At 69.2% G+C, this 14014-nt stretch carries 12 protein-coding genes; 5 read left to right on the top strand and 7 right to left on the bottom strand.

From position 1 onward, the window contains the following. Positions 1-132: 132 nt before the first annotated feature. Positions 133-660: a SixA phosphatase family protein gene (locus tag CHC08_RS26070; RefSeq protein WP_089210003.1), complete on the bottom strand. Its 528-nt coding sequence runs from the start codon at positions 658-660 to the stop codon at positions 133-135. 263 nt (positions 661-923) lie between these two features. Continuing rightward, positions 924-1550: a TetR/AcrR family transcriptional regulator gene (locus CHC08_RS26075; protein ID WP_089210004.1), complete on the bottom strand. Its 627-nt coding sequence runs from the start codon at positions 1548-1550 to the stop codon at positions 924-926. A gap of 76 nt (positions 1551-1626) precedes the next feature. On the opposite strand from CHC08_RS26075, the gene CHC08_RS26080 reads away from it, so the two are divergent. After that, positions 1627-3243: an FAD-dependent monooxygenase gene (locus tag CHC08_RS26080; protein ID WP_089210005.1), complete on the top strand. Its 1617-nt coding sequence runs from the start codon at positions 1627-1629 to the stop codon at positions 3241-3243. A gap of 14 nt (positions 3244-3257) precedes the next feature. Here CHC08_RS26080 and CHC08_RS26085 read toward each other — a convergent pair whose 3' ends face one another. Further along, positions 3258-4256, bottom strand: a complete 999-nt coding sequence (locus CHC08_RS26085; RefSeq protein ID WP_245878575.1) for a LacI family DNA-binding transcriptional regulator — start codon at positions 4254-4256, stop codon at positions 3258-3260. A 248-nt stretch (positions 4257-4504) separates the two neighbouring features. On the opposite strand from CHC08_RS26085, the gene CHC08_RS26090 reads away from it, so the two are divergent. Genes CHC08_RS26090 through CHC08_RS26105 form a run of 4 tightly spaced genes read left to right on the top strand, consistent with a single transcriptional unit; the run spans position 4505 to position 9330 of the window. Continuing rightward, the gene (locus tag CHC08_RS26090) at positions 4505-5803 is read left to right on the top strand and encodes an ABC transporter substrate-binding protein (protein WP_089210007.1); all 1299 of its coding nucleotides are present in this window, start codon (positions 4505-4507) and stop codon (positions 5801-5803) included. Continuing rightward, positions 5800-6729: a carbohydrate ABC transporter permease gene (locus CHC08_RS26095; protein WP_089210008.1), complete on the top strand. Its 930-nt coding sequence runs from the start codon at positions 5800-5802 to the stop codon at positions 6727-6729. The genes CHC08_RS26090 and CHC08_RS26095 overlap by 4 nt, the downstream gene beginning before the upstream one ends. After that, on the top strand, positions 6726-7493 hold the full coding sequence (locus tag CHC08_RS26100) for a carbohydrate ABC transporter permease (RefSeq protein WP_089210009.1): 768 nt from the start codon (positions 6726-6728) through the stop codon (positions 7491-7493). Before CHC08_RS26095 ends, CHC08_RS26100 begins: the two co-directional genes overlap by 4 nt. After that, a complete protein-coding gene (locus CHC08_RS26105; protein WP_089210010.1) occupies positions 7486-9330 on the top strand; it encodes a glycoside hydrolase family 127 protein in 1845 nt (614 codons plus the stop codon). Before CHC08_RS26100 ends, CHC08_RS26105 begins: the two co-directional genes overlap by 8 nt. A 60-nt stretch (positions 9331-9390) precedes the next feature. Here the strand turns inward: CHC08_RS26105 and CHC08_RS26110 are convergent, their stop codons facing one another. The 4 genes from CHC08_RS26110 to CHC08_RS26125 all read right to left on the bottom strand — a co-directional run bounded on the left by CHC08_RS26110 (position 9391) and on the right by CHC08_RS26125 (position 14007). Further along, positions 9391-10797, bottom strand: a complete 1407-nt coding sequence (locus tag CHC08_RS26110) for a cellulose binding domain-containing protein (RefSeq protein ID WP_089210011.1) — start codon at positions 10795-10797, stop codon at positions 9391-9393. Between the two features lie 121 nt (positions 10798-10918). Next, on the bottom strand, positions 10919-12196 hold the full coding sequence (locus CHC08_RS26115) for a beta-N-acetylhexosaminidase (RefSeq protein ID WP_245878584.1): 1278 nt from the start codon (positions 12194-12196) through the stop codon (positions 10919-10921). A gap of 9 nt (positions 12197-12205) precedes the next feature. Continuing rightward, positions 12206-13030, bottom strand: a complete 825-nt coding sequence (locus CHC08_RS26120) for a carbohydrate ABC transporter permease (protein WP_089210013.1) — start codon at positions 13028-13030, stop codon at positions 12206-12208. Beyond that, a complete protein-coding gene (locus CHC08_RS26125; RefSeq protein WP_218825486.1) occupies positions 13027-14007 on the bottom strand; it encodes a carbohydrate ABC transporter permease in 981 nt (326 codons plus the stop codon). The genes CHC08_RS26120 and CHC08_RS26125 overlap by 4 nt, the downstream gene beginning before the upstream one ends. Positions 14008-14014: the final 7 nt, after the last annotated feature.

Below are 14014 nucleotides of genomic sequence, written 5' to 3' on the forward strand. Positions count from 1 at the left end.
GCGCAATTCCACCGGTGTCGGCGGTGATCCTTTCCCCGATGTCTTCCGGCGAATGAATCGACGATCATCGACCGTCCCGGACAGGCCTCTCCGCAGGAGAAAATAGACCGGAACGATCGATGAACCGATATTTCAGGATTTCTTCTTTCCGCGCGGGATGACAAAGTCAGCCAGCAGCGCGGATGCCGGGGCGAGTTCCGGCCAGGATCCCGCGAACGTCAGCACGGCGATCGCGGAGGTCGGAAACTTCTCCAGGGCCCGCTCGAGCGCGTCGCCGGACGCCTCGCCGGCGAGCGCCAGCGTCAGCTCCTGCAAGCCAGGGTTGTGCCCGACCAGCAGCAGGGTCTCCACCTCCGCGGGCGCCTCGCACACGATGTCGAGCAGCGTGTTCACGCCGGCGCCGTACACTCGCTCGTCGTAGGAGACCGGTGGCGTGGCGTCCAGTTCCTGGACGACGAGGTCCCATGTCTCACGGGTACGGCGGGCCGGCGAGCAGATGACGTGATCGGGCAGATAGCCGGAATCCCGTAGCCGGTGTCCGGCCGCGGGGGCGTCGCGGCGTCCGCGCGGGGCGAGCGGACGCTCGAAGTCGTTCACATCCGGCCAGGCGGACTTGGCATGCCGCAGCACGATCAGGCGTCGAGACGTCGAGACGGTCATACCCAACAGCTTCTCAAACCGTTCGGCCGATCAAACCGTTTCCGGACGTGACATTCACCGGCTCGCGACACCACGGACGGGCCCGGACCGTCCGGATCCACCGGTCGCCGCCCGAACATGGGGCCTCAGAGAGCCGGCGCCCGTTCCGGGGAAACCTCCGGAAGCCGTCGCCCGTTCGGGAGGCTCTCAGGGAGTACAGGCACCCGTTCCAGAAAAACCTTCGGGGAGCCGACCAGGGGCCCATGCCGTTCCGGAGAGAACCTTCAGGAGGCCAGCGCCCGTTCCAGGGAGTCGAAGGAGCGGTTCAGCAGCACGATGTGATCATCGAGGACGTCGTCCGCGCGTTCGCCGGCGAGGATCCTCCGGGCGCCGACGACGTAGGCCGTACGGTAGGCCGCGACGATCAGGGCCGCCGACAGCCGGGACCACGAATCGTCGGGAGCGGCTCCGGTGGCCTCCGCGAACAGAGCGCCGATCAGGCCCTCCAGCTCCTCGGCGAACTCCCTGGCCCGGGCCTGCAGCGGCGGTGAGTCCAGCACGACCTGCCAGAAGAACTGGTAGCCCTCGCCGACCCCGCCCAGGGGATGGCGTTCCTTCAGGAGTTCCAGGGCCAGGCGGCGCAGGGCGGCCAGCGGCTCCTCCCCCACGGGGCGCTCGCGAACCGCCCGGGTGATCAGGTCGATGGCCTGCGGGAACCGGTCGAAGAAGAGGTCTTCCTTCCTCTGGAAGTAGTTGAAGACCGTCTTCGTCGAGACGTTGGCCGCCTCGGCGACCTCGGCGACCGTGACGTTGTCGAACCCGCGCTGGACGAAGAGGCCGGAGGCCACATCCGAGATCAACTGGCGCGTCTGCCGCTTCTTCCGCTCACGGAGCCCAAGCTCATCACTCACGGGATTTACTCTAGTTGATAAAATCTTATAGTTGAAGTAAATTTCTATCGACGGCAGATATTTTCGGAGGAGTGACATGTCATACGACGTCGACGTGGTGGTGGCGGGGGGCGGTCCGACCGGGCTGATGCTGGCCTGCGAACTGCGGCTCGGTGGAGCCTCGGTCGTGGTGATGGAACGACTGACGGAGATGGACCCCACCATCAAGGCCGGGTCGCTGAACACCCCGAGTGTGGAGGCCCTCTACCGGCGCGGCATGATGCCCGATCTTCAGGAGGCGCAGGAGGGCAACCTGCAGCAGTTCGCCGCGTTCATGCGGCAGCGGTCCCCGGGCGGGGAGCCCGCCAAGGCGCCGCCGAGGTTCGCCGGCCACTTCGCCGGGATCATGCTCAGCGCCGACCTGCTTGACCCGTCGGACCCCGAGCTCACCGGACACGGCCCCGCCGATCTGATCGGTATGGTCACCCAGCAGCAGCTCGAGACGATCCTCGCCGATCGCGCCGCGAAGCTCGGGGTCGAGGTCCGCCGGGGCGTGGAGCTGACCGGTCTGGAGGCCGACGCCGACGGGGTGACGGTGACGACGAGCGGGGAGAGGATCCGCGGGCGCTGGCTGGTGGGCTGCGACGGAGGCAGGAGCGCGGTCCGCAAGCTCGCCGGCTTCGACTTCCCCGGCACCGACCCGGAGATCGACGCGCACCAGGCGATGGTGGAGATGGAGGGCTCGGAAGCCCTGGAGACGGGCTGGCACGCCACGGCCACCGGCGTCTACGCGCACGGCCCGGTGCCGGGCCGCGTCCTCACCGTGGAGTTCGGCGGCGTACCGGCCGACCGGGACGGCGCCATCACCGCCGAGGAGCTCCAGGCGTCGATCCGGAACGTCAGCGGGACCGAGGTCGTCGTCACCGGGGTGAAGACCGCGACCCGGTTCACCGACAACGCCCGGCAGGCCACCACCTACCGATTGGGCAGGGTGCTCCTGGCCGGTGACGCGGCCCACGTCCACTCGCCCTTCGGCGGGCAGGGCCTGAACCTGGGCATCGGGGACGCGGCGAACCTCGGCTGGAAGCTCGCGGCGACCGTACTGGGCTGGGCCCCGGAAGGACTGCTGGACACCTACACCACCGAGCGGCACCCGATCGGCGCCTGGGTGCTGGACTGGACGCGTGCGCAGGTCGCGTTGATGCGCCCGGACCCCCGCGCCAGAGCGCTTCGCGAGGTGGTGACCGACCTGACGCGGACCGTCACCGGGACCACCTACTTCGCCAAGAAGATCTCCGGGGTCTGGCAGCGCTACGACCTTCACGGCGACCACCCGCTGGTCGGCGCCAGCGCACCGGACTTCGAACTGGCCGACGGGACCAGGCTCGCCGACCACCTTCACGAGGGCAGGGCGTTGCTGCTGGACCCGTCAGGACGGTTGCGGGCCCTGGCCGGCGGCTACGGCGACCGGATAAAGGTGATCACGGCGGCCGTCCTCGACGAGACCGGTCCGGCCGGGCTGCTGGTACGGCCCGACGGATTCGTCGCCTGGGCCGCCGACACAGCCGACACAGCCGACACCGCAGACACCCCCGACACCGCAGACACCCCCGACACCGCCGACGCCCCCGACACCGCCGGCGCCGATCCCGGCTCGCTGGAGGCGGCCCTGTCCACCTGGCTCGGCGCACCCGCCGTCGCGCCCCTGGCGTAGAGGCCTCCGTCTGATCAGGAGGAGCCTCGTGGGGCGGTGGAGTCGCGGATGACAAGACGGCAGGGCATGCGGTGGACACCCGGTGTGGCCCTGCCGTCGATGGCGGCGAACAGGTGCTGGGCGGCGGTGCGGCCGAGCGTCTCCAGATTCATGTCGACCGTGGTCAGCGCCGGCCGCGTCTCGGTGGAGAGCATCTCCCAGTTGTCGTAGCCCACGACCGCGATGTCGTCGGGAATGCGGTGGCCTCGCTCTCTGGCCGCCTCGACGAACCCGGCGGCGATCTGGTCGCTCCCGCAGAACACCGCGTCCACCTCCGGCTCGGCCATCAGCAGCATCTCGGCCGCGTGCCGGCCCCAACGCTGTGACCAGGTGCCGTGGAACGTCTCGCCGGTCTGGACGAGACCGCTCTCCGCAAGCGCCGTCGCCAGGCCCTCGGCCCGGTCGATCGTGGCCTTGTAGTCCATCGGACCCGTGATGTGCGCGATCCTGCGCCGTCCCATGGCCACCAGGTGCCGCACGGCGAGGGCCGCGCCGCCCACGTCGTCGGGAACGAACGAGACGTCGCCCGGATCGTCGGACGCCCCGTAGGCGTAGACCACGGGGATGGGCAGGTCACGGCTGATGGACGAGCGCGTGTCCGTGCTCTCACCGACCACTATCAAGCCGTCCACCCGCCGGGACAGAAGCGTGCGGATGTAGTGCTGCTCCCGGATGGCGTCGCCCCGGGCGTCGCACAGCAGCAGCGCCATCTCCCCCGCGCCGAACGCGTCCTCGGCACCGAGGAGCACCGGGATCCCGAACCTGCCGACGCTGTCACTGGTGAGCAGCCCGACGGTCCGGGTCTGCCCGGACAGCAGGCCCCTGGCCAGCGCGTTGGGCTGGAAGGAGAGTTCCTGCGCGGCCTCCAGCACTCGCTGCCGGGTCTCCGCTCGCACGTTGTCCCGGCCGTTCAGCGCCTTGGACACGGTGGCGATCGACACCCCGGCCAGGGAGGCCACGTCGCTGATAGTCACCGCACGCGATCGCCTATCGACCATCTAGCGAAACCCTTTTCTGTCATCCTGCTCCGAGGTCTTACTCCAGGCCAGCGGCGGCCATGAGCCGCCAAACAGACCATAACCAGCACTTCCTGGGTAAGCAAGTCGCCGGACAGTCTCCGGGCATCCGCAGGCCATTGACAGCCCCCAACGTTTCTCTTATGTTTCCGAAAACCTTTTAGTTTTGTTTCTGGCGTCTCGGGGGATGCCGAGAGGAGACGTTCATGAATCCACGTTCACCCCGACGCCGAAGGGCCGGGGCCATCCTTGTGGGCCTGCTGGCCATCGCGTCCGTGGCCGCCTGCGGCGGAGCCGACCCCCAGCCGGCGGATTCCGCGGCCTCCGCGGCTCCCGCGGAAGGCGTCACGGTCACCATGTGGACGCGTGCCGCGACCCAGGCGCAGAGCGAGCGTCTGGTCGCGGCCTACAACAAGGGCCACAAGAACCAGGTGAAGATGACCGTCATCCCGACGGACAACTACCAGCCGCGCATCGCCGCGGCGGCGGGCGCCAAGCAGTTGCCCGACATCTTCGCCTCCGATGTGATCTTTGTTCCCAACTACACCTCGCAGGGCCTGTTCCTGGACATCACCGACAGGATCAACGCCCTGCCGTTCAAGGACAAGCTCGCGCCCTCGCACATGAAGCTGGGCACGCTGGACGGCCGGCAGTACACGCTTCCGCACACCCTGGACCTGTCGGTCTGGTTCTGGAACAAGGACCTGTACTCCAAGGCCGGTCTCGACCCGGAGAAGGGCCCGACGACGCTGAAGGAGTTCGCCGAGCAGGCCACCACCGTGGACGAGAAGCTGGGCCAGGACGGCAAGGTCAGCGGCACGTTCTTCGGCGGCAACTGCGGCGGCTGCTACGTGTTCACCTTCTGGCCCTCGGTCTGGGCTTCGGGCGGGCAGGTCATGAACCCCGAGGGCACGACCTCGCTCAACGACCAGCCCGCGATGACGAACGTGTTCAACATCTACAAGGACCTGTACGCCAAGGGCATCACCGGCGCGACGGCCAAGGAGGAGCAGGGACCGACCTGGACCGGCTTCTTCCCCAAGGGCGGGATCGGCGTCATGCCGATGCCCTCGACCACACTCGGCCTGATGCCCAAGGACATGAAGGTCGGTGTCGCGCCGATCGCCGGCCCCGACGGCGGCGAGTCGACGTTCGTGGGCGGTGACTCGGTCGGCATCTCCTCGACCACCGAGAACGCCGACGCGGCCTGGGAGTTCCTGTCCTGGTCGGTCTCCGACGAGGCCCAGGTCGAGGTCATGGCCAAGAACAAGGACGTGCTCGCCCGCACCGACCTGTCCGACAACAAGTACTCCGCCGAGGACCCGCGCGTGGTGTTGATCAACTCGCTGGTGGCCAAGGGGCAGACGCCGTACGCGCTGCGCTTCGGCCAGACCTACAACGACCCGCAGGGGCCGTGGCTGCGCCTGGCCCGTGAGGCGGTGTTCGGCGACCCGGGCAAGGTCGCCCAGCTCAACACCGACATCACCAAGTCCCTGCAGCAATGACCGTGATCACAAGGCGTGACGGGCAGGCGGTGCGGGCGACCAGCCCGGCACCGCCCTCCTGGTGGAGGACCCGGGGCGCCCAGGGCTGGCTCTACGCGGCGCCCACCGCTCTGATCGTGGGCGTGCTGTTCCTGGCGCCGCTGGTGCTCATCGTCTGGATGTCGCTGAACCGCTGGCCGCTGCTCGGCCAGGCGCACTTCAACGCCCCGGACAACTACACCAAGATCGCCGACAACCCCCTGTTCCTCGACGCGGTGGGCTTCACGCTGAAGTACACCGTGATCACCACGGTCCTGCTGTCCGTGGTCGCGCTCGGTCTGGCCCTGCTGGTGCAGGAGCGCAGGCCGGGTATCGGCTTCTTCCGCACCGCGTTCTTCCTGCCGGGCGCGGTCGGCTTCGCCTCGGCGGCGCTGCTCTTCTACGGCCTGCTGAACAACGACTTCGGCCCGATCGACCCGATCCTGCGGACCCTGGGAATCATCGACGAGCCGGTGAAGTGGACCGGCACCCCGAACATGGCGCTGTTCTCCACGATCACCCTGGTGATCTGGCGGTTCGCCGGGTTCAACATGCTCATCCTGCTCACGGGGCTGCAGGCGATCCCCGTGGAGGTCTACGAGGCGGCCAGGAGCGACGGCGCCAACCGCCTGCAGATCTTCACCAGGATCACGTTGCCGCTCCTGCGGCCCACGATCGCGCTGATGCTCATCCTCAGCATCACCGGCTCGCTGCTCGCCTTTGACCAGTTCTTCATCTTCACCAACGGCGGCCCGGACAACAGCACCGTCTCCATGGTCATGGTTGTCTACCGCGACGCGTTCTTCCGCTTCGACCTCGGTGGCGCGGCGGCGCTGTCGGTCGTGCTGCTGGTCGCGCTGGTGGCGCTCAACGCCCTGCAGATGCGCGTGCTCAGGAGGTCGAATTGAGGTACTACACCACCCTGTCCGCCCTGGCCGTACTCTTCCTGTTCCCGCTGCTGTGGAGCGGTTGGTCCTCCTTCGACGGAGGTCCGGGAAACTACGCCGAGATGGCTCAATTCGGCGAGGGCCTCGACACCTACCTGACCAACAGCGTGCTGGTGTCGGTGATGACCGTCGCCGGCACGCTCGTGGTCTCCGCCCTCGGCGGCTACGCCTTCGCCCGTTTCGACTTCCCCGGCAAGAACCTGCTCTTCCTCGCCACCCTGGCGATCCTGATGGTGCCGTACGCGACCATCCTGATCCCGCTCTACGTCCTGCTCGGCTACATCGGCCTGCAGAACTCCCTGGTCGGTCTCTCCCTCGTCTTCGTGATGTTCCAGCTGCCGTTCGCGCTGTTCATGATGCGCAACGCCTTCGAGGCGATCCCGCGCGAGCTGGAGGAGGCGGCCCTCGTCGACGGCTGCGGCACCTTCCGCGCCTTCAGCCGCATCCTGCTGCACGCGGTGCGGCCCGCCCTGATCACCGTCGGGCTGTTCGCCTTCCTCGCCTCCTGGAACGACTTCTTCGCGCCGCTCATCCTGCTCAACGACGGCGCGAGCTTCACCCTCCCGGTGGCGGTGGTCAGCATGGCGCAGCGCACGTTCGGCGCCATCGACTACGGCATGTTGCAGGCGGGGGTCATGGTCATGGCCCTGCCCTGCCTGATCCTCTTCATCGTTCTCCAGCGCCACTACGTGCGCGGATTCATGTCAGGAGCCTTGCGTGGCTAGCCCCGTCCTGCCCTCCTCGGGCGTGCTGTCCCCCCTGGGCCTCGATTCGGTACGGCTGGCACCCGGTTTCTGGGGCGACCGTGTCGCGCTCAACCGCGAGGTCATCATCGCCCACTGCCAGGAGTGGATGGAACGCGCCGGCTGGATCGGCAACTTCCGCGCGCTCGGAGAGGACCCGTCGCGGCGCGGCGCGCGTCCCCGGCAGGGCAGGGAGTTCAGTGACTCCGAGATCTACAAGCTGCTGGAGGCGATGGCCTGGGCCGACCATCCGGCCCTGCCGGAACTGGCCGCGACCGTCGCCCGGGCGCAGGAGGAGGACGGCTACCTCAACACCCGCTGGCACGACGCGCGCTACACCGACTTCGAGTGGGGCCACGAGCTCTACTGCTACGGCCACCTGATCCAGGCCGGCGTCGCGCGGCTCCGCGTGCACGGGGAGGACGAGCTGACCGAGGTCGTCCGGCGGGCGGCCGACCACATCTGCCTGCGCTTCATGGACACCACGGAGACGTGCGGCCATCCCGTGGTGGAGATGGCGCTGGTCGAGCTGTACCGGGTGACCGGCGTCGAGCGCTACCTGGAGATGGCCCGCCGGTTCGTCGAGCGGCGCGGGGCGCCCGCGCTGGACGACATCCCGTTCGGCCGCGCCTACTTCCAGGACGACCTTCCCGTACGGAAGGCGGAGGTGTTCCGCGGCCACGCCGTACGGGCCATGTATCTCGCCTGCGGCGCGGTCGACGTGGCCGTGGAGACCGGGGACGGCGAGTTGCTGTCGGCGATCGAGGCGCAGTGGCAGCGCACCGTCGCCCGGCGGGTCCACCTGACCGGCGGCCTGGGCTCGCACCACTCCGACGAGGCCTTCGGCGAGGACTTCGAGCTGCCGCCGGACCGCGCCTACTCCGAGACCTGCGCCGGGATCGGCTCCCTCATGCTCTCCCAGCGGCTGCTCCTGGCCACCGGCGACGTGCGCTACGCCGACCTCGCCGAGCGGACCCTGTTCAACGTCCTGGCCACCGCCCCCGCCCTCGACGGCCGCTCGTTCTTCTACGCCAACCCGCTGCACGTCCGGGTGCCCGCCACACCCGTGGAGGGCATCAACCAGGGAGCGGAGGGCGGTCTGCGCTCACCGTGGTTCACCGTGTCGTGCTGCCCCAACAACATCGCCCGCACGTACGCCTCGCTGGCCGGCTATGTCGCGACCGCAGGCGCCTCCGGCGTGCAGATCCACCACCACACCCCCGGTGAGATCCGCCACGACGGCCTCGCGCTGCGCGTCGAGACCGGTTATCCGTGGTCGGGTGAGGTGACCGTCCGCGTACTGGAGGGCGGACCCGCGCGGATCTCCCTGCGGGTCCCCTCGTGGGCCTCCGGCGCACAGATCTCCCACGGCGGAGCCACCCGCCCGGTGTCCCCCGGCTACGCGGTCGCCGAGGGGGAATGGGGGGCGGGCGACGAGATCCGTCTCGACCTGCCGATGACACCCCGGTGGACCCTCCCCGATCGCCGGGTGGACGCGCTGCGCGGCTGCGCGGCCGTCGAACGCGGCCCGGTCGTCTACTGCGCCGAATCCGTGGGGGACGTCCCCGCGCTCGCCCTCGTCGAGGCGCGGGTGTCGCCCCCGGTCGAGCACCTCGTCGACGGCGTCGTCGAGCTCGACGTCGAGAGCGCGCGTCTCTCCCCCGAGACGGGCGCCTGGCCCTACACCCCGGCGCAGGAGACCGAGAGCCCGGACCTTTCGGACCCCGAACCCCTGAGGCTCGTGCCGTACCACCGCTGGGGCAACCGCGGCCCCGCCACCATGCGGGTCTGGCTACCGGCCACCGACCGGCCCGTGTGACATATTGGCCCGGAGGCACCATCGCAGCCGCCCTGCGATGGTGCCTCCCTCATGCGTCCGTCAGGGGTTGGGGACGGTGTCCTTCCAGGTCGTGGCCGTCGTACGGTAGCCGTTCACCCGGTTGACGACCTCGGCCGGGGCGACCACCTCGTTCTTGCTGAAGTAGAACCAGTCGACCTGCTGGTTGTAGGCCCGCGGGGTCGAGCTGCCGACGAGTCCGCCGCCGATGAACCAGAGGTTGAAGTTCACCGACTGCGGCGTCTCGGGGTAGTAGATGTCGCCGTGCTGGGCGAAGAGGACGCCGTCGATGTAGTACTTGACGTTCCCTCCGGCGACCTGCAACACCAGGTCGTGCCAGCCGTTGTAGCTGGCCGTCTGCTCCTGGTGGACGTTGACCGCCAGCCAGGGCTCGTTGCGGTAGGTCTCCCAGGTGGTGGCGTACATGATCGGTCCCTGGGCGCCCCAGCCGCCGTTGGGCAGATACTCGAAGTCCTGTTCGCTGTAGTTGGGGTCGAGGTCGGCTGCGAGCGGGGTGATCGTGAAGAAGGTCTGCACGATGTTGTCGCCGTCGGGGCCGCTCTCCGGCGTGTCGGAGAACTTCACCCGGGCGGCGTAGGTGCCCTCGAAGAACTTGCGCTGGTTCAGGAACTCCGACTGCGAGGTGCCGCCGGTGGTGCCGTCGGTGGCGGCCCGGAGCTGCAGGGCCTTGTTGCCGGTGCCGATCGAGGGGAAGGTGACGTTGGAGGCGGGCCAGCTCGCGCCGGGCACGCCGGGACCGCCGCTGTTGGTGCGGACCGTCCAGTTGTGCGCGGTGATGGCCGGGTCGGCCGAGCCGGTGTAGGCGAAGTCGTCGAAGACCACGCCGTCGCCGCCGGGGTTGGTGGGCGGAACCGTCGGGGTCGGGGTCGGGGTGGGCGACGGGCCCGTTCCTCCCGCGGGCGGCGTGCCCCACGCGAGGCTGCCACCGGTGTAGACGGCGACCTTGGTCCAGTCGCCGTAGGTGGTCCGGGCCGCGCTGAAGGAGTAGTCGTCGCTCTGGGTCAGCGTCTGCCAGTCCGCCCGGTAGAAGCGGAGCTGGAGGTCACCGGTCGAGGCGCCGGCCGCGAGGGTGCCGGCGGTGAAGCCCACCTCCAGGTAGCGGTCGGCGGTGGCCGTGCCGGGCGAGAGGGTGCCGAAGACGCCGGTCACCGTGGAGCAGGAGATGACCGCCCAGGAGCAGGCGAAACGGTACTGCTGCGCGGCGGAGTCGGCCTTGAAGTAGTAGCGGATCTTCACACCGTTCAGCGGCACGGACGTCGTGCCGGAGTTGACCAGGTTGAACCATGGCTCGACCTGGTCGGCGGTGGCGCCGGTGGCGCTCGTCCTGTACTGCAGCCGCAGCGACTGCGCGGCGCTGGCGGGGGTGACGACGGCCAGGGCGGCCAGCAGTGCGGCCACCAGGCCGCCCCATAACAGCTTCTTGAACAATGCCTTCCCTTTCAGGGTGAGGGGTCCCCGAGTCCTGTGGGTCGAGCGGGCCGGCGTTGACGCCTCGCGCCACTCGGTTGTGGGCCGGGCGTTCAGGCGTCGAACGCGCCGGGCCACTCGGCTATGGGTTGAGCGGGCCGACGTTGACGCCTCGCGCCGTCAGGCGGGCGAGGTGCGCCTCCAGCCTTCCGAGGAAGTCCGGGTAGTCGCCGGCCGTGCCCCACGCGACCTCGGCGAAGGCGCACAGGCGGGGGAACGCCATGTACTCCACCCGCGCGGGCGTGGGCATGTACTCCGTCCAGAGCTGGCACTGCACCCCGAGGATCCGGCCGCTCGCCCCCGCGGGCGTCTCGGGCGGGGTGAAGCCGTAGGCGTCGGCGAGGGTGAGCGCGAACCCCTGCGGGCCGGGTGAGTCGGACGGGTAGTCGAAGTAGGTGCGGCGGTGCGGCGTGAGCACCACGTCCAGGCCCTCGGTCGCGGCGCGCGGGCCGCTCTCCTCGTCCAGCCAGGTCATCGCGGTCGTGCCCGGCGTCGCACCGGGCTTCTCGTACCAGTAGACGAGGCGGCGTCCCCGCTCGGTGAGATGGTCGGCCATCCTGCCGGTGAACCAGGCCCGCGCGGCCCCGGCCCCCGGCAGGCCGAGCTCGCGCAGGCGCCGCTGGGCGGTCTCGCTGCGCTCCCACTCCGCCGGGGGGCACTCGTCCCCGCCGACGTGGACGTACCGGCCGGGGAAGAGGTCCACCACCTCGTCGAGCACGTCCGTGCAGAACCGGAGCGTGGCCTCGTCCAGGTTGAGCACGTGCTCGCTGACCCCCCACCCGTCCCAGACCTCGAGCCGGCGGGAGGGCTGGTTGCCGAGGCGGGGGTAGGCGGCGATGGCGGCCTGGGCGTGGCCCGGCATCTCGATCTCGGGAACGACGGTCACGAACCGGTCGGCCGCGTAGGAGACGATCTCGCGGATGTCCTCCTGGGTGTAGAAGTCGCCGCTGACCTCGGTGAGCCGGGGGTAGCCCTTGATCTCCAGGCGCCAGCCCTGGTCGTCGGTCAGGTGCAGGTGCAGGACGTTGAGCTTGTGCAGCGCGAGGAGGTCGATCAGGCGGAGCACGAAGTCCTTGGGCATGAAGTGCCTGGCGACGTCGAGCATGACGCCCCGCCAGGCGAACCTCGGTGAGTCCTCGATGATCCCGTACGGCACGTCGGGTCCGAGCTGACCCAGCGTCTGCAAAGCGTAGAACCTCCCCGCGGGGCCTCCGGCGGTCAGTTCGGCGGCGGAGGCCGTGATCTCGAGGCGGTAGCCCTCCGCGCCGAGCGACGGGTCGTCGGGGCGGTGCCGCAGGAGATCGTCGTGGAACGGGACGGAGCCCCCGGGTACGGCCAGTTCACGTGGCCGCGGAATCATCACGTTGGTTTATCCCTTCACCGCGCCGGCGATCAACCCTGAGGTGACCCGGCGCTGCAGGACGAGGAAGATGGCGAGCACGGGAAGCATGAAGAGCGTGGCGGCGGCCATGGTGGCGCCCCAGTCCGTGCCGAAGACGTTGCTGAAGGAGGAGAGCCAGACGGGCAGGGTCCTGTCGGCCTGGTTCTTGATGATGAGCGCGTTGGCGAAGGCGAACTCGTTCCACGCGGTGATGAAGCCGAAGAGCGAGGTCGACATCAGCCCCGGCGCCAGCAGCGGCAGCACCACCCTGCGGAAGGCCGCGGTACGGCTGCAGCCGTCCATCTGGGCGGCCTCCTCCAACTCCGGGGGGATGGCCGCGATGAAGCCGCGCAGGGTCACGATCGTGAACGGCAGCGTGGTCATGAAGTAGATCAGCGTGAGCATCGACAGTTTGTCGAGCATGCCGGTGTCGCGGGCGACGATGTACATCGACACCAGCAGTGCCTCCCAGGGCGCCATCTGGGCGATGAAGACCATCAGGATGAAGGCCCGCCGCCCGCGCCACCGCATCCTGGCCACCGCGAAGGCGGCCAGCAGCGCGACGACCAGCGCGAGCAGCACCGCGCCCACCGTGATCGACAGGCTGTTGCCCCAGAAGGTCCAGAATCCCGGTGTCCCCACGGCCGTCGTGAAGTGCTCCAGCGTGGGGTGCGCGGGCCAGAAGGTCGGCGTCTCCGACAGGATGTCGGTCGTCGGCTTGAACGCGGTCAGCACCATCCAGTAAACGGGGAAGACCGAGACCGCGAGGACCCCGAGGGCCGCGAGGTTGAGCAGGACGCGGCGCGGCCTCATGCTTGCTCTCCTTCGTGCTTGAGCATCCGCCGTAGGTGGGTGATGAGGACCGCGATCAGGATCAGCACGGTGAGCGTGGACACCGCCGAGCCGAGGTCGTACTTGTGCAGCGACTGCGCGATCTGGAAGGCGTAGACGGGCAGCGTGGTGGTGGCCTCGTCGGGTCCTCCCTTGCTGATCGCCCAGATCTGCGCGAAGCACTTGAAGACCCAGATCACCTCCAGCGAGACGATCAGGCCGAAGAGCGGGCGCAGGATCGGGAAGGTGACGGAGCGGAAGATCTGCCATCCGCTCGCGCCGTCGATCCGCGCCGACTCGTACAGCTCGGTGGGGACGGTGGTCAGCCCCGCGTAGAGGGTCAGCGCGGCGAACGGCACCGACTGCCAGACCACCAGCGCGACCAGGATCGCGAAGGTGGAGTTGCCGTCGGCGAACCAGGTGTAGTCCTTGAAGGAGTCGAACCCGAGCGTGACCAGCAGCCAGTTGACCACCCCGAGCCGCGACTGGAAGAGCCACTGGAAGATCGTCGTCGCGGCGAGCACCGGGGTGGCCCAGGTGAGGACCATCCCGCTCATCACCGCGAGCCGCATCCAGCGCCCGAGCCTGGGCAGCATCAGCGCGACCAGCGTCGAGATCAGCGTGATGAGGACGACGTTGACGGCGGTCCAGACGAGGGTCCGCCGCACCACCGTCCAGAACTCGGCGCCCCCGAGCACCTCTGCGTAGTTGTCGAAGCCGACGAACGCCGCCCCGCCGCGGATGAGCTCTCCCAGCCTGAAGTGCTGGAAGGAGATCACGACGCTGCGCACCAGCGGGTAGACGAGCAGGTACGCGGTGCCCGCCAGCGTCGGCGCGATCAGCAGGTACGGCCAGAGGTCGGCCGGCCTGAACCGTCTCGGAGGCCGGGGCGGCGGGGTCGCCTCCGGGGTGCGGGGGCGCGGCCGGGTGGCCTGGGGTGCGGCGGGCACCGGGGACACAGCACAC

The sequence above is a fragment of the Streptosporangium subroseum genome, from assembly GCF_900188345.1.
GTDB classification, from domain to species: Bacteria; Actinomycetota; Actinomycetes; order Streptosporangiales; family Streptosporangiaceae; genus Streptosporangium; species Streptosporangium subroseum.